We start from the raw sequence: 26477 nt of genomic DNA on the forward strand, positions 1-26477 counted from the left end.
TAACATAGCCGTAATTATCGTTAGTTTTTGAGTATTTGAACGGGAATTATGAAACTAGCTTTATTTCCATTGCCGATATTTTTGCTTCCGGGTGGCTTTACCCGCTTGCGGATTTTCGAGCAACGTTACTTATATATGGTGAAAGAAGCGGCCAAAACCAATCAAGGTTTTGTGTTGTGCGCTGACGTGGAGGGGGCGCCTAAAGATATACAAAATGAAGGGGTTCACGTGAAAATAGTGGATTTCTCTCAAGGTGAAGATGGCCAACTATTGATAGATGTTGAGGCAATCAAACGAGTTTCGATCAGTAACGTTGAGGTTGACCACCAAGGTCTTAGGTATGGAGAATGTAGCGAGATAGAAGGGCCTCCGTGGCTGTGTAATGACACGGCTTTCAAACTAATTGATAGCACCCTCAAGGAGAAACTTCGCAATGTATTCATCGCCAATCCAGTACTGGACGATTTATACAAAGACAAGCGTTTTTCAGAGCCGCTCTGGGTTGCTTACAGGTGGTTGGAGATTTTGCCTATATCGATGGCACAAAAATTAAAAATAAAGCAAGCCCAGACATTTGAACAGGTAGCCGAATTCTTACATACTGTGTTAGATGAAAAATAAAAGTGATCGATTCTCAGCTTCAAATCGTAAAGCACGGTAGTAAGTATAATCAGGAAGGTGAGCTATGATAGGCCAACAGCAATCAATTGATTGCAACGTTAAATCAGGAACTCGCAAAGCAGTGCAAGATACTCCTTCACAAGCGTTGTCAGACGCACTAGTCAAAGTCGCGACAAGCAGGGATCGAAAGGCCTTCGCTTATTTATTCGAATATTTTGCTCCTAAAATTAAACGATTTGGAGTGAAGCAATTTGGTAACGAAGCACAAGCAATGGAGCTAGTGCAAGACACCATGACATCGGTATGGCGAAAGGCCCATTTGTATCACCACGATAAGGGAGCTGCGACGACATGGATTTATACGGTGATGAGAAACGCGTCTTTTGATGCTTTACGCAAGATGAAGAGCAACAAAGAAGAGCATATAAGCGAAGACATCTGGCCGATAATACAAGATTCTCAAACAGACGATGAAGGCTTCAAAGACCACCTTCAAACTGCTCAAATACAAAAATACATTAACAAGCTACCACCTGCCCAACGTGATATTGTCAAAGGGGTTTATTTTCAAGAAATGTCACAGGAGCAACTGGCTGAACATTTGAATATTCCGGTTGGCACGGTGAAATCTCGTTTAAGACTAGCACTACAAAAGCTTCGCGCAGAGCTGGGAGATCAGGCATGATTAAGCATCACCCTAATGAATCATTACTAGAACAATTTGTTGAGGGCAGTCTGCCCGCAAGTATTAGCGTCGCGATTGCTGCGCACGTAGAGCTTTGTCCTTGTTGTCAAAAGAAAACCCAAGCATTAGAGGAAGCCAAAGCAAGTCAACAATTCAGTGACGTAGCGCCACTTGTTTTGGACGCTGATATGATACAGCTGATGGAATCGATTGCGTTGACTGACGATGTTGACGAAGTACACGACTACATTCAGCCGAGGTTCAGCTATCAAGGACGTGATGTGCAACTACCACGAGCCATAGCCAATATTGATAGAACAAAGTTCTCTGGCGTGGGGAAAGTATCGCGTTCTCGCTTGTTGCTTGAAGATGGCGAGTTGCGTTCAAGCCTGCTAGAGATAGAAGCGGAAGGTGAGATCCCTGAGCATACTCACACCGGTTTTGAGATCACTTTGCTATTGGACGGTGATTTTTCTGATGAGTCCGGTGAATACGTGCCCGGAGACTTTATTTGGCAAGACGGCCAACATAATCACTCGCCCCGTACGAAATCAGGTTGTCTGTGCTTTACTGTCGTCAGCAGTGCGCTACACTTCAATAAAGGGCTTAGTAAGTTGCTGAATCCAATTGGTAATCTGATTTATTAAGGAAAAATTCTCAGTATGAAGTTTTCATCTTCGATAAAAATTGGTATTAGCGCTTGTTTGGCCGGTGATAAAGTAAGGTTTGACTCCGGTCATAAGCGTTCGAACTTTTGTATGGATGAATTTGCAGAACACGTTGAATATGTTAGGTTTTGCCCGGAGGTTGCTATAGGCCTCCCAATTCCAAGACCTACCATTAGACAAATCAGGGTCGGTGACATCATCAAGGTAAGTCGCCCTGACGGCATTGAAGATGTAGCGCCAAAACTTAAATCGTATGGTGAGCAAATCGCCACGTCACAGGCTCACAATTTATCGGGGTTTGTATTTTGCGCCAAAAGCCCAAGCTGTGGCATGGAGCGTGTGAAGGTATATAACGAAGCGGGTACGGGCAATACCTCTGAGGGTATCGGTGTGTTCGCCGAGCAAATTATGAAACACAATCCATTACTACCTTGTGAGGAAAATGGCCGTCTCAATGATATGTACCTCAGAGAAAATTTCGTTATGCGTGTGTTTGTTTATAAAAGCTGGCAAGAATTAGTCAGTCAGGAACACGTTGGCTTACATGAAATCACTACGTTTCACGCCAAGCATAAGTACCTTTTGATGAGTCACAATTATCAGGCATACAAAAATTTGGGAAGGCTGTTGGGCGATGGCAAGCAATTAGATATTGAAACGCTCAAGTTGCAATATATAAGCGGTTTGATGACCGCGCTCAAAAAGCCTGCAAACAGAAAAAATCAAGCTAACACGTTGACCCATCTACAGGGGTATTTCAAAAATGAGCTGTCGAGCGTTGAGAAGCAAGAAATGTGTACTGCAATTGAAGAGTATCGTAAGGGTATAGTGCCGCTTTACGTTCCCCTTACATTGTTAAAGCATCATTTAACAGTACATCCTAAAGCCTACTTGCAGAGTCAAGTCTACTTTGACCCATACCCCAACGAGTTGCGCTTAAGATTCGGAATTTAACCATGAAAACTGCTTTTTGGTTTCGCCGTGACCTTAGGGTATACGGCAATGAGGCTTTGATAGAAGCCATAAATGAAGGCGCACGAGATGCGCTTTTTTTTTATTGTAAGCCACAGTGGCAACAACACAATACCGCGTCTATCCAGATAGACTTATTGGAGCGGAGGCTGGTTGAGCTTGGCGTGTTATTGAGCGAGTTTGGTGTCCAGCTACATATTATTGAGGCGGGCATGTTCACTGAGCTGCCAGAGCGGCTCAGCGCATTTTGTGAAGAAAATAACATCAGTCGTCTGTTTGCAAACAAAGAATATGAAGTAAATGAAATTGCACGCGACAATGAGTGCTCTAAGCGGGTTTCACTGACATGTTTTGATGGAGATGTAATTGCCCCCCCGGGTACCGTGCTGACGGGCTCTGGTGAAATGTTCAAAGTATTTACGCCATTCAAGAAAGCGTGGCTCAAGTTATTTTCAGATCAGCGCTTTAACTTTCAACATTGGCCACTTGAAAAGCGCAGCGCCGGTGAATTTACTACACCATCTTTTTTTGCAATGACCATGGAATCACAGAAGTGGCCGGTTGATGATGAATCTATCGTGGCAGTTGTTAATCGTTTTATTAAAGATAAGTTGACAGACTATCAGGGCGATAGAGATTTCCCTGCAATCAAGGGAACTTCAGGTTTAAGTCCATATCTTGCACTTGGCATTATTTCACCTAAGCAATTACTAACCCAGATCCAACTCGATAACCCTGAAGTACTAGAGAGGCCTAGCCAACCGGAGTTTTGTTGGATAAATGAAATAATTTGGCGTGAGTTTTATCGACACCTAATCGTTGCATTTCCTAAGTTATGCAAAGGCTCTAACTTTAACGAAAAATACGATGCTGTTGCATGGCAGTCAGTTCCCGAGGTGTTTCAATTGTGGTGCGAAGGTCAAACAGGTTATCCCATTGTAGATGCGGCTATGCGTCAACTAAACAAAACTGGATGGATGCACAATCGGTTACGCATGATAGTGGCTAGCTTTTTAACAAAACACCTATTGATCGATTGGCGTCAAGGTGAAGCCTACTTTATGTCTAAACTTATTGATGGGGACTTAGCGAGTAATAATGGTGGTTGGCAATGGGCTGCAAGTACAGGATGCGATGCTCAACCGTATTTTCGAATATTTAATCCTATTACGCAAAGTGAAAAGTTTGATCCTGATGGTACTTTCATTCGTACCTATGTGCCTGAATTGAAAAACGTTCCAGCTAAGCACATCCACTTTCCGCACGACTATTTGTCGGCTTTTGGCGGTCAGTATTGTGCACCAATTGTGGATCACAAAGAAGCCAGAGCAAGAGCGCTTGAGGCATTTAAGGTATAGAAGGTATGGATCACAAAACCCAGCGATTTGTGTCAGTGTATAACGAAATCGACAAGCATTGTCTAGACAAGCTAGCAGAGATTTATACAGACGATATTAATTTCACAGATCCGCTCCATCACATCCAAGGACTTGAACAGCTAACACTGTACTTTCAAGCTTTATATGAAAATGTTGCTGACATCAATTTTACAGTGACAAGCGATTACCAGTCTGATGATGTTAGCTTTATTTACTGGATAATGTCTTATCGTCATCCAAAGCTTAATGGTGGAAAGACCATTGATGTTGATGGGCACAGTAGATTGAGCTTTAAAGGTGATAAAGTTACTTACCACCGAGATTATTTCGATAGCGCACAAATGTTATACCGTCAGGTTCCTGTACTTGGCAACATAATTCGTATGCTTGATAAGAGGGTGACTGGATGAAACATGTACTGATCACGGGTGCAACATCAGGCATAGGTAAGGGGTTGGCCAGATATTATGCTAACCAGGGCGATACCGTTACGGCATGTGGGCGAAATACTGAGATTCTTAGTTCGCTAGCACAAGAGAGTGGCGTAAAAACGAAAGCGTTTGATTTAACGAAGCGTGAAGAAATAGAGCGTCAGTTTGCCGACCTTGATGAGCTAGATTTGGTTATTCTAAATGCTGGCGGTTGTGAATATATTGACAATCCGAATGACTTTGACGGCCACCTTTTTGAACGGATCATGACCATTAATGTGATTTCAATAGGGCATTGCTTAGACATTATTCTACCCAAAATCAAACGAGGCGGTCAGCTATGTATCATCAGCTCTAGCAGCTCTTTTTTGCCATTGCCTCGTGCTGAAGCATATGGCGCGTCAAAGTCGGCACTCAGCTATCTAGCTAGAACGCTTTCTGTTACTTTAAAAGGTGTGGACGTCACAGTTGTACATCCAGGTTTTGTTGAAACACCGCTAACAGACAAAAATGATTTTCCGATGCCATGTATAGTCAGCGTTGAAGACGCAGTAGGATACATAAGCGCGGGGATCTCTAAGCGCAAAAGGGAAATACACTTTCCCAGACGATTTACCATATTTTTGAAACTTCTTAGGCTTTTACCATTTTCTTTATGGTTGCCTCTCGCGAAAAGGATAGCCCGTGGCTAAAATTGCAATCATTGGTAGTGGCATTTCAGGTATGACTGCTGCGTATTTACTGAACCGTAAACACGATATAAAAGTGTTTGAAAAAAATAATTATATTGGTGGTCACACGGCAACTATTGATGTAGAAAATAATGGCGAAAAAATCGCAATAGATACCGGTTTTATTGTATTTAATGACAGAACATACCCAAAGTTTGAAAAGCTGCTCGCAGAAATAGGCGTTACGCGTAAACCAACAGAGATGAGCTTCAGCGTTCACAATAACCAAACAGAGTTTGAGTATAACGGGCATTCACTATGGACCCTATTTGCTCAAAAACGCAACTTGTTTAGACCCAAGTTTTGGCAGCTACTAAAAGATATTGTTCGGTTCAATACAGTATGTAAAGAGTTACACCAGCGTGATGACTATAATGGCGTCGAAACATTAGGTAAGCTCTTAAGCCATCATAATTTTAATGAATTTTTTAAACTGCATTACATCCTACCGATGGGGGCGGCAATCTGGTCTACAAGTATCAAAGAGATGCTCGACTTCGAGGCTAAGTTCTTTGTGCGCTTTTTCTTCAATCATGGTCTCTTGGATATTGCTAACCGCCCACAGTGGTATGTGATCCCTGGTGGCTCCAGAGAATACATCGCGCCATTAGTGGAACAGTTCCGTGAGAATATTGTTCTGAATGCCAAACTCACAAGCGTACAACGCGACGATGATGGCGTGACTTTGGTATTTGAGGATGGTCATCAAGAACAGTTTGATAAGGTGGTGTTTGCGTGCCACAGCGATCAGGCGCTTGAATTGTTGGCCTCGCCGTCGGAACAAGAAACACAAATTCTTGGCGCTATTCCATATACGGCAAATTCAGTTGTGCTTCACACCGACACAAGCTTGCTGCCTAAACGTAAAGCGGCATGGGCGAGTTGGAACTATTTGCTAAACGAGGCGACCGACAAGGCGGCAGTCGTGACCTACCAAATGAACATACTTCAAGGGCTAGACGCAAAACATCAATATTGTGTCACACTAAACCATGATAGTGGCATTGATGAAAGCAAAGTGATCCAACGATTTGTATATCATCACCCGGTCTTCAACACGACCAGCATTGATGCACAAAAAAGAAAGCCTGAGATCGATGGCAAACATCATAGCTATTTTTGTGGCGCTTATTGGTTTAACGGTTTTCACGAAGATGGTGTCAAAAGTGCTGTAGATGTTGCAAGGCAGCTTGGAGTTGAATTTTGAACAGCGCCATCTTGGTAGGGAGAGTGAGACATAGGCGTTTTGCGCACGCTCATCATGCTTTTTCTTACCCGATGTATATGATGTGGATTGACTTACATGAGGCAGAGTCCCTGAACGGGATCTCGTCAATGTTTGGCTCCTCTGGCTTAAAGTTGCTCAAGTTTAATCAGCAGGACTACATCAAAGATGGTGAAGGCAGCTTACTACAACGCGCTTATTTAAAGTCTAAACAACTAGGCCGACCTGTAACAGACTCGACTAAAGTTTATCTGATGGCACAAATGCGCTGCTTTGGTATTTATTTTAGTCCAGTGAATTTTTACTTCTTTGAGCATGAAAACGGACAAGGCTTCAGTCATATGCTTGCAGAGGTGAGTAACACGCCTTGGAACGAGCGCTATTTTTATTCAGTTGATTTACATGAAGATGTGAACTTTGAAAAAGCTTTTCACGTATCACCTTTTATGAATTTGGATATGCGTTATCACTGGAAAGTAAAGCCGCCAGGACAAACCACAGTTATCCATATAGAGAACAGAAAAGGTAACGAATTGCTATTCGATGCGACTTTGGCGTTGAAAAAGCAGGCACTGACTAACAAGAACATCAACCGCTTGTTACGTCGCTTTCCTGCGATGACGTGGAGTATAGCAAAGGGTATCTATTGGCAAGCGTTAAAGTTATTTTTAAAGAAGGTACCCTTCATTGGGCATCCGGGAAGAGTTTAAGATGGAAAACACCACAACAATCACCTCATCAATATCACTCAGCACGCTAGATAAGTTATACAAGAAGCTCGTCTTCGGCGCTTTAAATACCTTGGAGTCTGGCAAGGTCGTGCTTGTCGAAGGCGGTAACCGACATCTCTTTGGCTCAACGGACTCAGAGCTTATTGCTGAAGTTGTGGTGCACGACGCCGCAATGTATAAATTGTTTGCGCTCGGAGGAAGCGTAGGCGCTGGAGAAGCGTATATTTTGGGTCATTGGAGCTGCTCTAATTTAACAGCATTAATAGAAATATTCGTGCTCAACCAAGCGCAGTTGGATGCCTTTGAAAGAAAGTTTGCGGTTTTATCTAGTATCGCACACAAGTTTAAGCACTTTAGGAACAAAAACTCAAAACAAGGTTCAAAACGTAATATTGAAGCTCATTACGATCTAGGAAATGACCTTTACGAGTCGTTTCTCAGTGAAGAAATGCTTTATTCTAGTGCTGTTTACCCCAGTAAAGAGGCGACACTTGAGCAGGCACAGCAATATAAACTCGCTGCAATATGTGAGCGACTAGACTTACAAGCCACTGACAAAGTGGTTGAGATAGGCACTGGGTGGGGGGCTTTTGCTATTTATGCCGCTAAACACCACGGGTGCCATGTAACGACCACAACAATCTCTGAGGAGCAACACGCTTATGTGGAGAAGTTAATTGTAGAGGAAGGACTTGGTGATAAAATTACTCTATTGAAGAAAGATTACCGAGACTTACAAGGGCAGTACGATAAATTGGTTTCAATTGAAATGATTGAAGCCGTAGGACATGAATATCTTTCTGGCTTTTTTGCGAAATGCGATGCACTCCTAAAGCCGTCTGGTGCCATGTTGATCCAAGCAATCACCATCGCGTGTCAACGTTATCAACACTATCTAAAGCAATCTGATTTTATCCAACAATATATTTTCCCGGGCGGATGTTTGCCTTCAGTCACCGAGATGAGTAAACAAATCTCAAGCGCAACAGACATGGTAGTACATGAGCTACATGACATAGGGCTTCACTACGCAAGAACTTTGTATGATTGGCGAGTTCGCTTTGAAAAGTCTTGGCCATCTTTGGATAGCAAGCGATTTGATGAACGTTTCTATCGTTTGTGGGAGTTTTACTTGTGCTATTGCGAAGGCGCGTTTAAGCGTCGAGCGACCAGTGCTGTTCACCTAGTTGCTAGAAAACCCGGATATCAGTCAAATGATTGTGTTGCAGCATTGGATTACTAACGCGCTGATATTCCAAAGTATTTGGTTTTCAGCTTTGTTCTTTCAGTCTCAGGCACTTTGGTTTATGACAGCGGGCTGCGTGATAATGTTGTTGGGGCATTCAAACAGACGGTTGAACATGACATTGGCATTTGTTGGCTCAGTGATAGGTGTGCTCGTTGAGCGTATAGCGGTTGAAAGTAGTCTAATGAGCTATCAAGGAGAGGCGATTATCCCTCTTTGGCTGTGGGTACTTTGGATAGCGCTGCTGTTAACATTAAATAAAGCACTCGCTAAATTGCTTACTTTACCAATGCCTGTGCAAATTTTACTTTTTGCGGTGTGTGCGCCGCCCAGTTATCTAGGCGCTGCGAACTTTGATGTGTTGACAATACACCAACCTTGGTACGTTTTTTGGCCTACATTTGGGGCAATGTGGAGTGCTGGCTTTTATATTATTATTTGTATTAATCGGTTTTTGTTAGGTACAAACCTTGCGCGTGGACACGCAAATTGATAGCTTTTGGTCTCAAACTGTGCGCTTTGAGCTAAAACAGCGCAAAATAATAAATATTTAGTCTAAATTATCAATTTTGGGGTTGCACACAAAGGCAAAATGCATAAACATAGGTTTTGCTTAGGCAAATTATAAAGTTATAGGAATCTAATAATGAATAAAGCTCAACTAGTTGAAAAGATGGCGGCAGACGCAGAAATTTCAAAAGCAGCGGCAACTCGCGCTCTAGAATCATTCACTGGCGCAGTAACGGACACTTTGAAAGAAGGTGGTTCAGTTGCTTTAGTTGGTTTCGGTACTTTCACTGTAAAAGAGCGTGCTGCTCGCACTGGCCGTAACCCACAAACTGGTGCTGAAATCCAGATCCCAGCTGCGAACATTCCTTCGTTCAAAGCGGGTAAAGGTCTAAAAGACCAAGTAAACCTGTAATCCATACGCTGGACAGAAAAACCTCCGAAAACGGGGGTTTTTTTATATCTCGGCAGTCTTGAATCTGCTAACATCGCCCCAACTTATGATTTAAATTATCTTACACTAATAATTGCAATGAAACGTTTTAGTCTGTCAGCAATGCTCTCACTACTCATACTTTTATGGGTTGGTGCTGCGTATGCGACAGAACTTGATTGCAATACGGCTTCTCCTATATCGGTAACAAAGTCGATGTCTATTACCGATGATGCTATTCAGTTACCAGTTAATCAACCAGATCAGCATAAGCAAGTTATGCCGTTCAAGCTTTCACATGATGACAACGATCATGATACTGGCTTTTTACCAGAGCGAGAGCGCTCCAATCATCCTAGTTATTTTTTGCATCCAAAACAGCAAGCGGAATATGCACTGGCGTTTGCGCTAGCAGAGCCAAAATATGTTCCCACCATGGTTTATCAAATGGAAAAACCCAATGATTTACCGTGGTACATGTCTGATACACGGCCAGCAAACGGCTCTATCGATACCTGCAAACCAGCCAACCTCATCTTCAAAGGACGTCTAAGCTACGACGTATAATCATCGTTCATTTCGAATTTAAAGTTAACCTTATACCAATTAGACCTAATACTTGCTCAATTTGAAGGATAAAATCTGACGCTAACAGCGTTAAAAATTTCTTATTTAGAATAACTAAATAGCAAAATTTTTGCCTGGTTATCGACAAGATTTTCTCGCCTCAAAATAGATCACTTAATTAAGATACTTGGTATTAATTTGAATTTTGAGCATCCAGTATTGACCGATGGTTTACTTACTTTGCGTAATTTTGCTGGTCAACGAGGGCAACATACCAGTGCCCGTGTAGGCAAGTTGATCACTTAATTAAGATAATTGCCATAACTGATTTGGTAAATACAAAATTAGTAAAAGTCGAAATAGTATTGCCATGCTCGCCAGTTTTAATACTAATTTGTCCTAATATGAGCTCAATTTGGAGCAGTAAATCTGATGCTAACTGTGTTAAAAGTTTCTAGTTTACAGCTACTAAATAGCGAAACTTTCCTTGCTCAGAGCATGTAGATACCTTTACACGAGCAGGGGCTATGGTGTTATAGAGACGATTTTCTTGCCACAAAATGAACTACTTATCATCGGAAATCAGGATTAAGCAAATTGGTATAAATAAATTGGCTCGACCAATGAGAATAAAATGAAGAATATAGAACAATTGAATAGCAAGCACGGCATGACAACTTCGTCGCGCTTCAAGAAATTCTTTACCGCAATTATCATAGTGATACTGATAATTTGTGCTACACCAAACTTATACCCAAATAAGAACTTAATACAGGTTCAGGCAAGCGCTAACAACGTGCTTGTTGTATCTGTACCTGAGCTAAAAAATAATCTGGAAAATGAGGGCTTTAAGGTAAAAAAGGTAATATCACATCAAGGTGGATACTTAGTAGAGCTAGAAAATCGAGCACTTACCGCAGAGGCTAGGGCGCATATAGCCGCACTGCACAGTGAACTAAATGTTAAAGTAATAAGTGCATCCACAATGCCTTTATGGCTTGAGTATACTGGATTAAAGCCAATCAAGCTTGGTTTAGACCTAGATGGGGGAGTATTGTTTGTTCTCAAAGTTGATGTTGAGCAGGCAATGCTGAGCCAACTGCAATCTGTTGCAGATGAGGCCAATAGCATTCGAATTAACAACCGCTATCGCCATCTATCTTCGCCTCAAGTTGTCAATGCTCAAGAGGTCGAGATAGTTGCAACAGTACAAGGGAAAACAGAGTTACAAGCATTAAGCACTACTTTACGCGACCGGTATCCGCACCTTAGCAGCAATAGAAAAGCCCATGGTAGTCTCACTACATTGACTTTATCTTTTCCCGAGGCAAAAAAAATTGAGCTTCGTAAGCAGTTAATGACTCAGGCATTATCAACATTGCGCTCGCGAATTGAGGAACTCGGGATCACTGAAGCGGTAACCCAACGACAAGGTGATAATTATATCCGTATAGAACTACCGGGTGTGCAAGACCCTGACCAAGCAAAACGCATAATAGGTGCCACTGCTAAATTATCTTTCCATGCGTTACAGACAGCAGGCGGCCAGAGAATAAAAGATAAATTAGGAAACGTCATCAATATTGACCCTACCGCAATTTTTGGTGGTGATGAAATTGAATCGGCCACGGCCGGTAGAGATGAATACGGCAAACCGCTGGTAGAGCTATTTTTATCATCAAGTGGTGGCAAAAAGGTCAACCAGTTTTCCCGGAAAAATGTCGGCAAGCCAATGGCGACTGTGTTTGCACAGTACTACGTCAGTACCAGTGGAGAGACTAAAAAGCATACAGAGGTGATATCGGTTGCAACTATACAACAAGTACTAAATACCCGCTTTAGCATTACCAATATGCAATCAATGGAACGAGCGCAAGAGTTAGCGTTGTTATTAAGAGCAGGATCGTTGGATGCACCAATCACAATAGTAAAAGAGCAAACAATAGGCCCATCTTTGGGTGAGAAAAATATTGAAAGCGGCTTTAAAGCTCTTGCGCTTGGACTCAGCATCACCTTGTTATTTATGGCTCTGTGGTATCGAAAGCTCGGAGTCATCGCAATTATTTCGTTACTCGTCAATTTAGTATGCCTCATTGGCTTAATGTCATTATTGCCAGGAGTTGTGTTGACGCTTCCAGGCATTGCTGGTTTGGTGCTGACAATTGGTATGGCAGTGGATACAAACGTGATTATTTTTGAACGGGTAAGAGAGCTGAGGTCAAAAGGAGCAACCATGGTGATAGCATTAAAGCAAGGTTACCAACAAGCAATGTCCAGCATTGTTGACGCTAATTTAACAACGATGATCACAGCACTTATTCTGCTTGGGATTGGATATGGGCCAGTGAAAGGGTTTGCTATCACGCTAGCGCTTGGCATTGTGACTAGTATTTTTGCTGGGGTTATTGTATCGGGGTTACTATCGGAGTCTTTATATTCTCAGCAGCACCAAGGAGGAAAGTAATATGAAAAGTAATACGCAACACATCAGATTGATAGGGCTTATTTTAGGGATGGTATTGGTTTTCGCGAGCTTGGTTACAATAGCCCAAAAAGGAATCGCTTTTGGGCAAGATTTTACAGGTGGGTATGTCACTGTAATTGATGTACCAAAGTCCGTCACTGTTGATGAAATGCAACTGAAGTTACATCAGCTCGGGGTGGAGAGTGCTCGAATTGACCTGCAAATGGATGGTAGTTGGCGAATATTTCAGATTCCTTCTTCTACTAATGATTTAAAGGTAAAAGAGTGGATCTCGGAGCTAAACTCACAATGGCATGTAACGGTATTAGATGCCAGTTATCTTGGCGCTCAGGTTGGCGATGAACTTATTGAGCAAGGCGGACTGGCAGGATTATTTGCTTTACTGAGCGTGCTGCTCTATTTGGCATGTCGTTTTGAGTGGCGTCTAGCGGTATCAGCAAGTATTGCATTATTTCATGATGTCGTTATTACGTTAGGGTTATTTTCTGCCACGCAGGTTGAATTTGACCTAACGGTATTAGCTGCGTTACTGGCTATCATCGGGTACTCTCTCAATGACTCCATCGTGGTTGGAGACAGAGTGAGGGAGCTGCTTTTTGAGGAACGTTACAAGCAAGCGCCTGTGGCAAAAGTCATTGATCAAGCGATAAAAGATTCGTTGAGTCGTACGTTAATTACCTCATTGACAACATTAGCAACTGTACTGTCAATATGGTGGCTCGCAGGAGCCGGGTTGAGTAGTTTTGCCATGGCGCTATGCTGTGGCATAGCAGTTGGTACACTATCATCACTTGCAATTAGCGCGACTTTGCCACAGTTTATGGGATTATCATATAACAATTACCGCAAAGAAGAGTCAGAAGCAACGAAGAAGCAGCTTGCAGAACCCTGATTTTAGCAAGCATTTATCAAGTGGAAGGTTAAAAAAGTAGTGCAAACTCTTTTTTAACCTTTGTTGACTAAGATATAATTCACAGCTGTTGAAAGGAGTTGGTGGGCGCTAATGTCAAAATACAGTTTTCAGACTCGTTGCGGTAGGGTCACCCTTTGGACTGAAAAAAATATCCTATTTGCCTGCTTTGAAGGCAATATTAATGAATCCATGATCCATTTCTTTTCTCGGACGATGGAACAATGTCGTGATGAAATTGCGGTGCCAGCATGGGGTTATGTTAGTTATTCAGAAAAAGCGATAGCCGCTACACCGCAAGCCTATGATTTATTGGTTAATGTCGCCAAACGGTGCCTGCAACTAGGGTGTGTAAGTGCAGGTTATGTACTAAATTCAGCGATTGCAAAGCGCCAAATGGAAAAGCTTCGAAAAGAAATTGGGATGCCAGAGCCAATAGAGCAAGTGCTGTTTGTCGATCTGGACACTGCCGTTGAATACGTTAATCAAAATCTATCTTTCCACTATAATGCCAATTAGACTTAATTCTTGCTCAATTTGAAGGAGTAAACCTGACGCTAATAGCGTTAAAAATCCCTTATTTAGAACAACTAAATAGCAAAATTTTGTCTTTCCTACATGGATATAGGTATCTTAGCGGTAGTAGGACGCGGTAGCGAAGTTATAGACAAGATTTTCTCGCCTCAAAATAGACCTCTTAATTCAGCTCCTTAGATTGAGGGAATAAAAAAGGCCTCCTTGGAGACCTTTAAGATGATTACTACTTACCTTCAGACTAATTGACGTCGGTTTCAACCTGCTGGTGAGCCGCTTTTGTCTGGTGGCTGGCAGAAATATGAAAGCGTTTGGTCATCGCCATAAAAAATATTGGCGTGAACAATAAGCCAAATAACGTTACACCAATCATGCCAGAGAATACCGCAATTCCCATTGTTTCTCGCATTTCAGCGCCAGCACCCGTCGCTAAAACTAAAGGAACGACACCAGCTGTAAACGCAATAGATGTCATCAGAATTGGGCGGAGCCTTAATTTGCATGCCTCAATAATAGCCGCTAAATTTGTTTTTCCTTGCTCATATTCCTCTTTAGCAAACTCGACCATTAAAATGGCATTCTTACAGGCTAAAGCAACCAGTACGATCAATGCAATTTGTGTGAAGATGTTATTATCACCACCTGTCAACCAGACACCGACCAGCGCAGACAAAATCGTCATAGGCACAATTAATATAATTGCAAAAGGTAATTTTAGACTCTCATACTGTGAAGCTAAGACCATAAATACCAATAAGACGACTAACGGGAAAATATAAATCATCACATTACCAGCTAGAATTTGTTGATAGGTTACTTCGGTCCATTCAAACGCCATACCCTCACTTAAGGTTTCATTTAACACCGCTTCAATCGCAACTTGCGCTTGATCCGATGAAAAACCTGGAGCTGGGCTACCATTTAATTCTGCTGTTGGATAACCATTGTAATGCATAACTCTATCAGGACCCGTGGTTGGCGTTACCTTTAATACCGCGCCAAGCGGCACCATCTGGCCGTAGTTGTTCTTGACTTTATACGACAATATTTGTGCAGGATCTGCTCTAAAGTTAGCGTCAGCTTGTGCTGTCACCTGGTATGTACGACCAAACAAGTTAAAGTCATTAACATACATCGAGCCAAGATAGATCTGTAATGCGTTAAATACTTCCTCAAGCGGCACCCCTTGCACCATTGCTTGTTCACGGTCGATGTCAATATCCATTTGTGGTACTTGGATCCGAAAACTAGAATAAAGTCCCATCAGTTCAGGTTGTTGCTGAGCTTTGGCTATTACAGCTTGCAGATCTGCGAATAGCTTTTCGAATCCGAGATTAGCACGGTCTTCAATTTGCAATTTAAAACCACCAGTTGTGCCAAGACCTTGAATAGGAGGCGGTGGAAATACGGCAACAAATGCTTCATCTATGACAGTAAATTGCTGATTTAACTTTGCTGCGATTGAGGAAGCATAAAGCTCAGGTGTAGTGCGATTTTCAAATTTATCCAGAGTGACAAATACAATGCCACTGTTAGGGCTGTTTGTGAAGCCGTTAACAGATAACCCCGGAAATGACACAGAGTGCAATACGCCTGGTGTATTTAATGCAATTTGTTCCATTTCACGAACAACAGCCTCTGTTCTATCTAAACTGGCTGCATCTGGGAGCTGAGCGATAGCAACGAGGTATTGTTTATCCTGTTGCGGTATAAAGCCTCCAGGGATGGTATCAAACAGTTTTGTTGTGGCAAAAATCAACCCTAGATAAATGACTAGCACGATAGCACTTAAGCGGATCAGCCTTTTTACAAGCGCGACATAGCCTTGTGCTGCTTTGTCAAAAAATCGGTTAAATGGCTTGAATAACCACTGTCCAAATAGTTTATTCAATATCACAGTGAGCCTATCAGGCTTGGCACCGTGTGGTTTTAGCAGTAACGCAGCAAGCGCTGGAGATAATGTCAAAGAGTTAAAAGCGGAAATTAACGTAGAAATAGTAATAGTAAGGGCGAATTGTTTGTAAAACTGCCCCGATAGTCCTGTAATAAATGCGGTGGGAATAAATACGGCACACAGCACTAGCGCGATGGCAATAATCGGGCCTGTTACTTCAGACATCGCCTGCTTTGTGGCTTCGAAAGGTGCAAGACCGTTTTCAATATTACGCTCTACATTCTCTACAACAACGATAGCATCATCGACGACAATACCAATTGCAAGTACTAAACCAAATAAGGAGAGGGTGTTAATGGAGACGCCAAGCCACTGCATGGCAGCAAAAGTGCCCACTAACGATACTGGTACCGCGACAAGAGGAATGATAGATGCGCGCCATGTCTGTAGGAATAAAATAACCACCAATACAACTAAAACAATGGCTTCTAGAAGGGTTGAGATAACCGCATCTATAGAGCCGCGTACAAAGATTGTTGGGTCATACACAATATCGTATTCGACTCCTTCAGGAAAACGTGTCGCAAGTGATTTCATGGTTTCACGCACCTGATCAGAAAGCTCGATAGCATTTGAGCCTGGGCGCTGGAAAATAGGCATCGCAACAGCCTCGTTTCCATCTAATAGTGCACGTAACGCATAATTATCTTGTCCAAGCTCGACTCTACCTATATCTCGTAATCGAGTGATTGCTCCATCGTTAGATACACTAACGATAATGTTTTCAAACTCGTTTATCTCAGCCAAGCGGCCTTTTACGTTCAACAGTATTTGAAATTGGTTATCATTGGTGGTCGGTTGTGCACCTAATGAGCCTGCCGCAACTTGACGGTTTTGTTGTTTTATCGCCTTAACTATATCGCTGGCAGTTAGGTTACGCTCAGCTAATTGTTCGGGGTTTAGCCAAATCCGCAACGCATATTTTCCTCCACCGAACAGCTGTACGTCGCCAACACCAGGTAGTCGTGCTATCTGGTCTTTAACATAAATATCCGCGTAGTTTGAAAGGTAACTCGTGTCATGGGAGCCGCTGGGTGACACCAAATGCACGACCATAGTAAGATCTGGAGAAGCTTTTTCTGCGACTACACCAAGGCGCTGCACTTCTTCTGGTAATCTGGGCGTCGCGCTGTTTACACGGTTTTGTACCTGAACCTGTGCTCTATCTAGATCTGTGCCTAGTGCAAACGTAACGGTGAGTGTCAGTCGGCCGTCACTAGTCGCTTGTGAAAACATGTATAACATATTCTCAACCCCATTGATCTCTTGCTCTAAAGGCGTTGCTACGGTTTCGGCAATGACTTTGGGGTTAGCGCCTGGGTAAGTTGCTGACACTACAACAGTCGGAGGTACGACTTCAGGATACTCACTGACCGGCAGCTGAAACAAGGAGATGGCACCGGCGATAAGGATCACCAGTGACATCATTGCGGCAAAGATAGGCCTTTTAATGAAAAAATGTGAAAATTTCATTGTTAATTTAGTCCTTGTGTTGACTCAATCTCGGTCATTGCAACGACTTGAGCTGAAATGGATTCGGGAAGCGTCAGTGTTATATTGTTTGGACTTATGGGCATTCCAGGGCCCACCCGAGCAGGGCCATTGACTGCAATGCGCTCACCTGCGCTCAGTCCTGACTCAATCGCACGAAACTCACCATAGCGATTACCCAGCGTGATTAACCGATATTCAAGAGTGTTAGCATCGTTTACGACAAGCACAAAACGATTTTTAAGATCTGTACCAACAGCTTTATCAGGTATTATTACGCGGTTATTAAGTTCTCCGGATGATAAACTCACACGAGCAAACGACCCTGGACGTAGCAAACCATTTTTATTATCGAAAGAGGCTCTTACTTTTAGGGTGCCTGAGTGGTTATCGATAGCATTGTCAATAAAGTCTAGCTGGCCGATAATTGGCTGTGCCTGGCTACCTAAAAGCTGAAGTTTAACTGGTAATTTATCTGTGTCGGTTACTGTGGCAAATTGGCTGTTCCATGTGCGTTCATCAATATCAAAATACGCATACATTTTGTCGGTCGCGACAATCGTTGTGAGTAGCGTGTCATTTGCACGGATCGTATTGCCTTGGGTCACTTCAGCAAATGAAATTTTTCCGCTAATAGGAGCCGTGACCTTGCTAAATTCCAAATTAAGTTGTGCAGACTTAAAAGAGGCTCTTAAGGCATCTAACTCAGCCTGACGCTGTGCCGTAAGTGAAACTCGAGCGTCTACTTCTTCAGTGGATATGGCTTTTTGTTTACTAAGACGAAGAGCTCGAGCAGACTCACTTTTCGCTTGCGAAAGCGCTGCCTCTGCTCGAGTTACTTGCGCAGCAAGGCTGGCCACGTCAGCTAAAAAAGTACGGTCATCAAGCTCAAAAAGAACCTCACCTTTTTCAACAGTATCACCTTCTTTAAAATTTACCGTTCGAACAACGCCAGTTACGCGGGCGCGTAACGCGACCTCATTGGGAGAAGCAAGACGCGTTGTATAAGTGTGCCAATCGGCAACATTTATCTGTGGTGTGGCAGCTACATCGATAGGTTGTAACTGTGGAGCGTTAGTTATCGCTTGCTCTGATCCACCGCATGCGCTGAGTAAGAGTAAAGCAGAAATGAGTGTGACAAGTCTGGTTGGTTTGAACATAGTGCCTCCTGTGTATATGACGCACACTATACGTTTCATTTGTTGCGTTAAATACAGGTAATTGGGAAAATAATTGGTGCCAAATTAGAATCAATAAATGTTGATTGATGTGTATTCCAAAATAAGAGAGCGCTTTATCTGAGATAGAAGATAAATTAAATAAATTGTTTTACAGTATGGAAAAGCCAAGGGAGAACCATTATTTTGAGCGAAAACCATTTAGAAATGACACTGATTGAAGCGCTGAACAAAAGTGAAGATGCAGTAGCGATAGTGAGCCAACAGAATGTGATAACCTTTTGTAATGATACGATGGCAACATTGCTTGGTAAGCACAACAAGTCGTTAATTGGCAATACAATAGAGGCGCTATTTTCATCTGATCAGGGGAGTGTTTTTGAGGACAGAATTGACGGCGATGAATTGGCTGACTGGTTTTTAAGTCTGAAGGGCAACCAAGATCAGGGCGCTACCGAGTTGGAGATTGATACCCTGACTGGCGTGTTTTTTAGTGTAAAGTGCCTCCCGTTAAGTTCCCATGCTTACCTCATATACGGTAAAGATATTACCGCGATTAAGGTGCTTGAGAGTGAACGAGCGCATTTGCAAAACGAGCTCGACTTTGTGTCTCAGATCGATCCGATGACACGGGTTGCTAGTCGCAGACAACTTAGTGAAAAGCTTGATGGTCAAATTAAGTTATATGAGCGCTACCGAGTTCCTTTTAGTCTAATTATTACCGATATTGATCATTTTAGAACAATTAATGAGCAATATGGTTATGCCGCAGGGGATAGGGTACTTGTTGAATTTAGTTCCCTACTTAATGGAATGTTAAGAGAAACCGACATAATAGCGCGGATCAATGGTACTGAGTTTGCCCTGTTATTGCCCAATACTGCTCTTGAAGGTGCCTCATTGTTGGCGACTCGTGCTAAAAATCTTATTGTGCAGCAAGCCTTTGAGGTGGCTTGTGATAAAAACATCGCGCTTACTAGTTCGTTCGGGGTAGTGGAGTTTTGCGGTCTTCAAAGCTCGGTAGAAGCAATGATCCACCGCGCTGAGGAAGCGCTGAGCGAGGCAAAACGTCAAGGACGAGGTAGCGTGGTTGCCATGGAGCAATAAACAGATAAGACCAGTCCTAAAACTGTCATAATGCCCCATTAAGCTTGTCAGTTCAAAAAGTTAGTCAGTGCATCTTTGTTATCTATTTATATAAGAAGGTGAATAGGGCCTAAGGTGCACTGTGTAGTTAAGGAACGAGAATAATGGCAAGTTTTACCCGTCGAGATTTTATCAAAAGTGCACTGATTGGCATTGGGGCAGCAACCGTGAGTGTTTCGCTAACCGGATGTGGCAGTAGTGATAGTAAGGATATAGCAAGCAATGATTTTACCGTGGCGTTTGACCATGGTGTTGCCAGTGGCGACCCGTTATCAGATAAAGTTATCCTATGGACTCGCGTAACGCCGCAAGGCAACCCAAGTAGTGTTGCACTCACTTTGCAAGTTTCTGAATCTCAGGATTTTGGGGTGCTGTTACAAAGCCATCAGCTAGTGGCACAGGCGAAAAACGATTATACGGTGAAGGTCGATCTTAGTGATCTAAGCGCAAATAGCCAATACTTTTACCGCTTTGTGACCACAGAAATCCATTCACCAATCGGTAGATGCAAAACCTTACCTGTTAATGACGTAAACCAAGTTAAATTGGCGGTTATGTCTTGTGCAAATTATCCTGCTGGGTACTTTCATGTTTACGCAGAAGCTGCAAAGCGTAATGACCTAGACGCTGTATTGCATTTAGGTGATTATATTTACGAATATGGTATGGGCGGCTACGCGACTGATAATGCGATGCAAATGGGCAGAGGGTTAGAGTCAGATAATGCAGAAGAAATCATTTCGTTAGATGATTATCGCTTGAGATATGCAAAGTATCGTACTGATCCTGGTTTACAAGCACTCCATGCTAATACGCCTTTTATTGCAGTGTGGGATGACCATGAAGTTTGTAACGACTCCTATTTAGATGGCGCTGAAAATCATAATGAAGGTGAGGGAAAATACTCTGACCGTAAGCTTGCTGCCCTACAAGCGTATTATGAGTGGATGCCAGTACGCCCCATGGTCAAAGGGCAATTAGAAAGTCTGTATCGAAAGTTTGAATTTGGTGATTTACTATCACTCTATATGCTAGACACACGCCACGAAAGTCGAGCAAAATCTTTAGATTACCAAAACTATGTTGACCCCTTAAGCGGTCAACTTGATATAACTGGATTTCAAGCTGATCTCACTGCACCGACGCAACAACTGTTAGGCCTCGAACAGCTTACGTGGTTAACCGATAATATGAAAACTTCATCTGCCAAATGGCAAGTGCTGGGACAGCAGGTATTAATGACCAAAATGATGATCCCTGCTGAGTTACTCATGTCATTAGCAAACCCTTCTGCGCAGATGTCAGCACAACTATCTGAGCTTGCGCAAATAAAAACACGATTATTAGCGGGCGATCCGACCCTAACAGTCCAAGAAAAAGCACGAGTAGATTTTACTGCACCGTACAACCTTGATGCGTGGGATGGCTACCCGATTGAGCGTGAAGTTATTTTACAGACAGCAAAAGCCGCTAATAAAAACCTAGTCGTTGTTGCGGGTGACACACATAATGCGTGGTCAGGTAAATTATGTAATACCAAGGGAGAGGTTTGCGGCTATGAATATGCAACGGCCTCGGTGAGCTCTCCTGGTCTTGAGCACTATTTGCAATTGAGCGATGAGCAGGCGTTACAGTTTGCTGAGGTATTAACATTGTTAGTAGATGACCTTGAATATGCCAATATTCATCAGCGCGGTTACTTAACACTTAATATCAGCAAAGAGAAAATAGAAAGTGAGTGGGTCTTTGTAGACACTGTGCAGCAAGAGCAGTTTGAAAGCCATAGTAAGCAACAAGAGCTGTTATTATAACCTTAGACTCATACAGTAAAGGGGCTTTACAGCCCCTTACATTTGGCAACCTTTGCCTTTGAGTGTAATGCCGAAACCGAAAACGGCTTATTTTTGTCGTCAGTAACAGTGATTTTTGCAATATCTAAAAACTGAAAATCTCCCGGTGCATTGAGCCGCCACAGGTTGTTTGCAAGCTTAGTAAAGCAAAATTCACCGGTATCGCCATGGATCAGCAATAGTGGATAGCTAAGCCTTGCTGCATATTGTGCAAATGTTTCGCGATATAGTTGATAGCCATCGCACTTGGCTTTGGTTGTTTTGTTACAGTGTCCAGAGTATTTTTGTGACTGATATAGGTCGGCTTGCATGAATATAACCGCCGCTTTACGCGTTGAAGATAGCAAGCTATTCAGCCATTTTATATTTTCTTCATCACGACTTTGGGATGCTTTGTACGCCACTTTTTTATTTGAAAGTAAAATCTGCCTACGGCCGTTATTGGTACCAGGGATATGCAAGGTTAAAAACTGTACATCATCAACTACCCATGCCTGATTTTCTGGTAGAGTGAGTTGGCGCTTAAATTGTGGCAAATGAGGGCTTTGGACTGCAAAGTTATCGCGAATAAAGTTCAGCCTTTCTAGCTCATCATATCTTGGCGAGAGTGTTTCACGATCGCAGTCTGTCCAATCATTGTCCCCAGGTGTGTAGACAAAGGGTTTGCTACTCACATTAGAAATCAGAGCATAATTGCTGCGCAGTAATTCATTCGTGCATGAAAGCGAGCCAGACTTCATATCACCAACATGGACGATAAAGTCATGCTCAGTCGCATTCGCTAACTTATGTAACACCCCTGTTGATGTCAGCATTTCATGGTCTACCTGTGTGTATGGCATATCGCCAAAAGCTAAAAAGGAAGTTGCTGAAGCATGAAATGTGCAAATCAGAAAAGTAAGTACGATAGTAAATGAGAATATTTGTGACACGATAATGCTCCTTGGATTGAGCTAGGCATCATACACTATCTCTGTGACAGAATTAGTCTCTACAATAGGGATTTTGAGCGATAGGCTTTCATGGCTCGCGGTTGTATTTTCAACACATAGCGAGCTGTGATTGTAGATTAAAATGAAACACATTGATTGATCTATAGTGTACATACTGAATTTGTAACTTGTTTAATTTGATAATCAAAGTTGCAGTCTAGGGGTAATGTAATCTAAAAATGCAGAAACCCTCGATGAGACGGCACTATTTTGATAGTAAACAGCTTGCACTGTTTCTCGTCTATTAGGTGAAACAATGCGCTCGTGAAATACCTCAACCAGTTTACCTGAACGTATATCGTCACAGACCATAAAGTGAGATAAAAGTGCGATACCGTGGCCAGCAATACAAAGTTGTCGCACAGTTTCGCCACTCGACGCACTTATGGAAAACTTTAGTTGTTGTGGTGTGTGTAGTGGCCAATGATTGAGATGCGGCGCATCAGTAAAGCCAATTAAGCGATGATCAGCAAGTTCAAGAGGCTCATTCTTTGGGTTTTCAAGCTTTTCAAGATAGTCAGGGCTTGCGACTAGATGTAATTTACTGCGCCCTAATAGGCGAGCATGGAGGTTAGAGTCAGGTAAATCGCCAATTCTAATTGCAATATCAGTTTTGTATTCCAGCAAATTAATAATGCTATCATGACTGGTAATTTCAAGATTAATTGCAGGAAAAGCATTATTAAAGCCTTTAAGTAAAGGGGTAAGCTGGTGGAGCACAAATGGACTGGCAGCATCTACTCTTAGCCTCCCTGCAGGGGAAAATCGCAGAAGCCGCAACGCTTCTTCTCCTTGGGCAAGCGTATTCAGCGCTTGGCGCGCATAGTTCAAAAATAGTGTTCCTTCTTCAGTTAACTCGATACGCCGCGTGGTACGATTTAATAACGTTACATTCAATGACTTTTCTAAGCGGGTTACAGCTCTAGATACTTTTGCAACTTGTTGATCCATCAAATTGGCAGCGGATGAGAAGCTTCCTGTATCTACCACACTAACGAAAGCGTCGAGATCTTCTGATTTTGAATTCACAGCCATTGGGTTACCTTTTCAATTTTGACAAAAGTATTTTGTCATTTTTACTGTTTTTGGCAAATAAAACTTCACGCACACTACAGCAACTATTTAATCTTGGCACAAAAGGTACACTATGCCGTTTGCTTTACTCGCACTGACCCTCAGTGCATTCGCTATTGGAACCACTGAATTTGTCATCGTTGGGTTAGTCCCAACCATTTCTGCTGATTTGAACGTGTCTTTGCCTAGCGCAGGTTTATTAGTGAGCCTTTACGCGATAGGCGTAGCGATAGGCGCTCCACTATTAACTGCGCTTACAAACACATGGGAGAGAAAGCGGTTGCTTATCAGTTTAATGGTGCTATTTATTCTCGGTAACCTTATCGCTTGGCAAGCTCCAAGTTATGAAAGGTTAGTTATTGCTCGTGTTCTAACTGGGCTTGCACATGGGGTGTTTTTCTCTATTGGTGCGACAATTGCAGCTAGTTTAGTGGCCAAAGAAAGCGCTGCTAGCGCAATTGCTATTATGTTTACAGGCCTGACCGTTGCTTTAGTCACCGGGGTGCCGTTAGGTACATGGGTAGGGCAAATATTTGGCTGGCGGGCGACGTTCTTAATTGTGGCTGGGCTTGGTTTTATCGCACTCGTTGGTTGCGTATTGCTTATTCCTAAAAATCTTGAAAAAGCGCCTGCCGCAAGGTTTTCAGAGCAAGTAAAAGTGCTTGCACAGCCTAGGCTACTCCTTGTGTTTTTAATCACAATATTGGGGTATGGTGGCACGTTTACCGCTTTTACCTATCTGGCTCCCATATTACAACAACAAGCTGGGTTTAGTTCTACTGCGGTAAGCCTTGTCATGCTAGTGTATGGCGTTTCTGTTGCAGTCGGGAATATTTATGGTGGTAAACTAGCTGATAAAAAGGGTGCTGTCAGTGCGCTTACCATTATTTTTACCATGCTTAGCCTGGTGTTGTTGGCACTTACCTTCACTATGCAGTCCAAAGTCGGTGTGATAATAACGGTCGTATTATGGGGAGCTTTTGCCTTTGGTAACGTGCCTGGGTTACAGGTCTATGTTGTGCAATTGGCTCAGCAGGTTTCTCCTAAGGCGGTTGATGTCGCATCAGGTTTTAATATTGCGGCATTTAACATAGGGATCGCACTTGGATCTATTCTTGGGGGGCAGATTGTTGACAGCATGTCACTGCAAGATACCGCTTGGGTCGGTGCAGTGATAAGCATGATGGCGTTGATAGCAACCCGCTATAGCGGACATTTGGATAGTAAACCCAAAGACAGAGAGTTTACGAACGCCAATAATTAAAATAAACCTGCAATGCTTAGCGTTCTGTGAATTGTTCGTTATTGAAGTGCTTCTAGATGAGTAGGGCGACTAGCCTAGGCATTGCATTAATTGTTCATCCTGTTGCTTGTTTTATATGCCGGTTTATTGAGGGTTGCGTTGTCTAAAATATCGGTTATGCTTGCTGTAGAGATTAAAAATAGTCCACTCGAAACATGCAGTTAACTCATAAAGTACAGCGTTTTATTGTAATCGCAATAGGCTTGATAAGCCTATTAGTTATGAGCCAGAACGCGTACGCCAGCATAACCATTGCCGTCGTTGGTAAGACTAAAAACGACAGCTTTTATGAGCAATCTTTCAAAGGCTGTGTTCATTTTGCACGTCGTCATGTTGACTTGACATGTATTTACGATGGTGCTGATGATTATCAGGACTTTAGAACACAAAGCTTAGTGATAAATGACTTATTATCGCAAAAAGTAGATGGGTTATTAATTTCCACGACTGATTCTGATTTCTTGGTTTCGCGTTCACTGAAAAAAGCAAAGCAGCTTAATATACCAGTAATAACCTTTGATTCAGATTTACTGGAAGCACATAAAAGTTATCGCCTCGCATATGTAGGTACCGATAATTTTTCGTTCGGTGTTGCGTTAGGTGAGGCCGCCAAAGCATTTAAGTCTAGCGAGCCACAACAAATCTGCATACAAACAGGGCACCACTCAACACCAAACCTAGATAAGCGAATGAACGGTGTCAGGTATGCACTATCTGAGCACTCAAGTATAGAGCCACTTAAAGGCGAGCATGGCTGGATTGAGTTTGAGCGCTGCCCACTATATACGATGGGCAAGCGTGACGATGCTCTTAGCCAACTATTGGCACTAATGCAGTATGAGAAACCGCCTATTTTTTTAGCGGTAGCAGGTTTTGCTCAGTTTCATCCAAAATATATAACGAAGTTGACTCCGTACAGGGAAAAAGCCGTAATTATTTCGGCTGATACTGAAGAAATACAGTTGAGAGCCTTAGAAAACCGCTTGTCCACAATAAACATTGGTCAAAACCCGTTTGAAATGGGTCGCAAGGGAGCTGAGCTGCTGTATCACGCCATTAAATTGGGAAAAATGCCATCACAAGACAGCTACTATTTAGACTTTCATTATTGTAACCAAGAAAATACACGAAGCTGCACGGTAAATTATTAAAGACCCCCTTCTATGTTTAACAACCCCGAGTTTAATGAACGCATGCTTTGAAATGGTAGTGTTACTTTCAATCGCACCCATAACACTCTAGTTAAAAAGTATTGTTTTTTATGAGTGGAAATGGATTAAATAAATGATTAAGTCTGGTTTTTTGATTGCTCATTGACCATGGAGTAGAAAAGTACGACAATGGTAGTATGTTATTTTGGTTTT

24 protein-coding genes are annotated in these 26477 nt (G+C 42.6%); 20 read left to right on the forward strand and 4 right to left on the reverse strand.

From position 1 onward, the window contains the following. The first annotated feature begins 48 nt into the window (after positions 1–48). The 16 genes from HUZ36_RS04950 to HUZ36_RS05025 all read left to right on the forward strand — a co-directional run bounded on the left by HUZ36_RS04950 (position 49) and on the right by HUZ36_RS05025 (position 14110). The gene (locus HUZ36_RS04950) at positions 49–621 is read left to right on the forward strand and encodes an LON peptidase substrate-binding domain-containing protein (protein ID WP_176032201.1); all 573 of its coding nucleotides are present in this window, start codon (positions 49–51) and stop codon (positions 619–621) included. Positions 622–685: 64 nt separating this feature from the next. After that, positions 686–1306: a sigma-70 family RNA polymerase sigma factor gene (locus HUZ36_RS04955; protein ID WP_128732532.1), complete on the forward strand. Its 621-nt coding sequence runs from the start codon at positions 686–688 to the stop codon at positions 1304–1306. Next, complete coding sequence (locus HUZ36_RS04960; protein ID WP_176032202.1) at positions 1303–1953, forward strand: ChrR family anti-sigma-E factor; 651 nt, start codon at positions 1303–1305, stop codon at positions 1951–1953. Before HUZ36_RS04955 ends, HUZ36_RS04960 begins: the two co-directional genes overlap by 4 nt. Positions 1954–1968: 15 nt before the next feature. Continuing rightward, a complete protein-coding gene (locus HUZ36_RS04965) occupies positions 1969–2928 on the forward strand; it encodes a YbgA family protein (RefSeq protein WP_128732534.1) in 960 nt (319 codons plus the stop codon). A gap of 2 nt (positions 2929–2930) precedes the next feature. Further along, a complete protein-coding gene (gene phrB / locus HUZ36_RS04970; RefSeq protein ID WP_176032203.1) occupies positions 2931–4304 on the forward strand; it encodes a deoxyribodipyrimidine photo-lyase in 1374 nt (457 codons plus the stop codon). Positions 4305–4309: 5 nt separating this feature from the next. Beyond that, complete coding sequence (locus tag HUZ36_RS04975; protein WP_176032204.1) at positions 4310–4735, forward strand: nuclear transport factor 2 family protein; 426 nt, start codon at positions 4310–4312, stop codon at positions 4733–4735. Beyond that, positions 4732–5448 carry an SDR family NAD(P)-dependent oxidoreductase gene (locus HUZ36_RS04980; protein ID WP_128732535.1) on the forward strand — a complete coding sequence of 239 codons (717 nt, stop codon included), beginning with the start codon at positions 4732–4734 and terminating at the stop codon, positions 5446–5448. Before HUZ36_RS04975 ends, HUZ36_RS04980 begins: the two co-directional genes overlap by 4 nt. Beyond that, complete coding sequence (locus tag HUZ36_RS04985; protein ID WP_176032205.1) at positions 5441–6694, forward strand: NAD(P)/FAD-dependent oxidoreductase; 1254 nt, start codon at positions 5441–5443, stop codon at positions 6692–6694. Before HUZ36_RS04980 ends, HUZ36_RS04985 begins: the two co-directional genes overlap by 8 nt. Further along, on the forward strand, positions 6691–7422 hold the full coding sequence (locus HUZ36_RS04990; protein ID WP_128732537.1) for a DUF1365 domain-containing protein: 732 nt from the start codon (positions 6691–6693) through the stop codon (positions 7420–7422). Before HUZ36_RS04985 ends, HUZ36_RS04990 begins: the two co-directional genes overlap by 4 nt. A gap of 1 nt (position 7423) precedes the next feature. Further along, on the forward strand, positions 7424–8686 hold the full coding sequence (locus HUZ36_RS04995; protein WP_176032206.1) for an SAM-dependent methyltransferase: 1263 nt from the start codon (positions 7424–7426) through the stop codon (positions 8684–8686). Beyond that, complete coding sequence (locus HUZ36_RS05000; RefSeq protein ID WP_176032207.1) at positions 8658–9182, forward strand: DUF2878 domain-containing protein; 525 nt, start codon at positions 8658–8660, stop codon at positions 9180–9182. Before HUZ36_RS04995 ends, HUZ36_RS05000 begins: the two co-directional genes overlap by 29 nt. Positions 9183–9335: 153 nt before the next feature. After that, the gene (locus tag HUZ36_RS05005; RefSeq protein ID WP_125253138.1) at positions 9336–9611 is read left to right on the forward strand and encodes an HU family DNA-binding protein; all 276 of its coding nucleotides are present in this window, start codon (positions 9336–9338) and stop codon (positions 9609–9611) included. A 117-nt stretch (positions 9612–9728) separates the two neighbouring features. Continuing rightward, on the forward strand, positions 9729–10196 hold the full coding sequence (locus HUZ36_RS05010) for a hypothetical protein (protein ID WP_176032208.1): 468 nt from the start codon (positions 9729–9731) through the stop codon (positions 10194–10196). A gap of 634 nt (positions 10197–10830) precedes the next feature. After that, complete coding sequence (gene secD / locus HUZ36_RS05015; protein ID WP_176032209.1) at positions 10831–12660, forward strand: protein translocase subunit SecD; 1830 nt, start codon at positions 10831–10833, stop codon at positions 12658–12660. 1 nt (position 12661) lies between these two features. Then, positions 12662–13573 (forward strand): protein translocase subunit SecF, encoded by a 912-nt coding sequence (gene secF / locus HUZ36_RS05020; protein ID WP_176032210.1) that lies wholly within the window; start codon positions 12662–12664, stop codon positions 13571–13573. A 111-nt stretch (positions 13574–13684) separates the two neighbouring features. Next, complete coding sequence (locus HUZ36_RS05025) at positions 13685–14110, forward strand: hypothetical protein (RefSeq protein ID WP_176032211.1); 426 nt, start codon at positions 13685–13687, stop codon at positions 14108–14110. Positions 14111–14366: 256 nt separating this feature from the next. Here the strand turns inward: HUZ36_RS05025 and HUZ36_RS05030 are convergent, their stop codons facing one another. Further along, positions 14367–17552, reverse strand: coding sequence for an efflux RND transporter permease subunit (locus HUZ36_RS05030; protein WP_176032212.1), 3186 nt, complete (start codon positions 17550–17552; stop codon positions 14367–14369). A gap of 2 nt (positions 17553–17554) precedes the next feature. Beyond that, on the reverse strand, positions 17555–18730 hold the full coding sequence (locus HUZ36_RS05035) for an efflux RND transporter periplasmic adaptor subunit (protein WP_176032213.1): 1176 nt from the start codon (positions 18728–18730) through the stop codon (positions 17555–17557). 204 nt (positions 18731–18934) lie between these two features. On the opposite strand from HUZ36_RS05035, the gene HUZ36_RS05040 reads away from it, so the two are divergent. Together HUZ36_RS05040 and HUZ36_RS05045 are read left to right on the forward strand one after the other, a co-directional pair. Next, on the forward strand, positions 18935–19855 hold the full coding sequence (locus tag HUZ36_RS05040; RefSeq protein ID WP_254879473.1) for a sensor domain-containing diguanylate cyclase: 921 nt from the start codon (positions 18935–18937) through the stop codon (positions 19853–19855). 143 nt (positions 19856–19998) lie between these two features. Further along, complete coding sequence (locus HUZ36_RS05045; RefSeq protein WP_176032214.1) at positions 19999–21705, forward strand: alkaline phosphatase D family protein; 1707 nt, start codon at positions 19999–20001, stop codon at positions 21703–21705. A gap of 26 nt (positions 21706–21731) precedes the next feature. Here HUZ36_RS05045 and HUZ36_RS05050 read toward each other — a convergent pair whose 3' ends face one another. Next, complete coding sequence (locus HUZ36_RS05050; protein WP_176032215.1) at positions 21732–22676, reverse strand: metallophosphoesterase; 945 nt, start codon at positions 22674–22676, stop codon at positions 21732–21734. A 204-nt stretch (positions 22677–22880) separates the two neighbouring features. Beyond that, positions 22881–23771 (reverse strand): LysR family transcriptional regulator, encoded by an 891-nt coding sequence (locus tag HUZ36_RS05055; RefSeq protein ID WP_128732522.1) that lies wholly within the window; start codon positions 23769–23771, stop codon positions 22881–22883. A gap of 112 nt (positions 23772–23883) precedes the next feature. Here HUZ36_RS05055 and HUZ36_RS05060 point away from each other — a divergent pair, with 112 nt between their 5' ends. After that, the gene (locus tag HUZ36_RS05060; protein ID WP_176032216.1) at positions 23884–25074 is read left to right on the forward strand and encodes an MFS transporter; all 1191 of its coding nucleotides are present in this window, start codon (positions 23884–23886) and stop codon (positions 25072–25074) included. A gap of 260 nt (positions 25075–25334) precedes the next feature. Next, positions 25335–26264, forward strand: coding sequence for a substrate-binding domain-containing protein (locus tag HUZ36_RS05065; protein WP_254879474.1), 930 nt, complete (start codon positions 25335–25337; stop codon positions 26262–26264). Positions 26265–26477: the final 213 nt, after the last annotated feature.

Source organism: Pseudoalteromonas sp. McH1-7, assembly GCF_013366255.1.
In the GTDB taxonomy this organism is placed as follows: Bacteria; Pseudomonadota; Gammaproteobacteria; order Enterobacterales; family Alteromonadaceae; genus Pseudoalteromonas; species Pseudoalteromonas peptidolytica.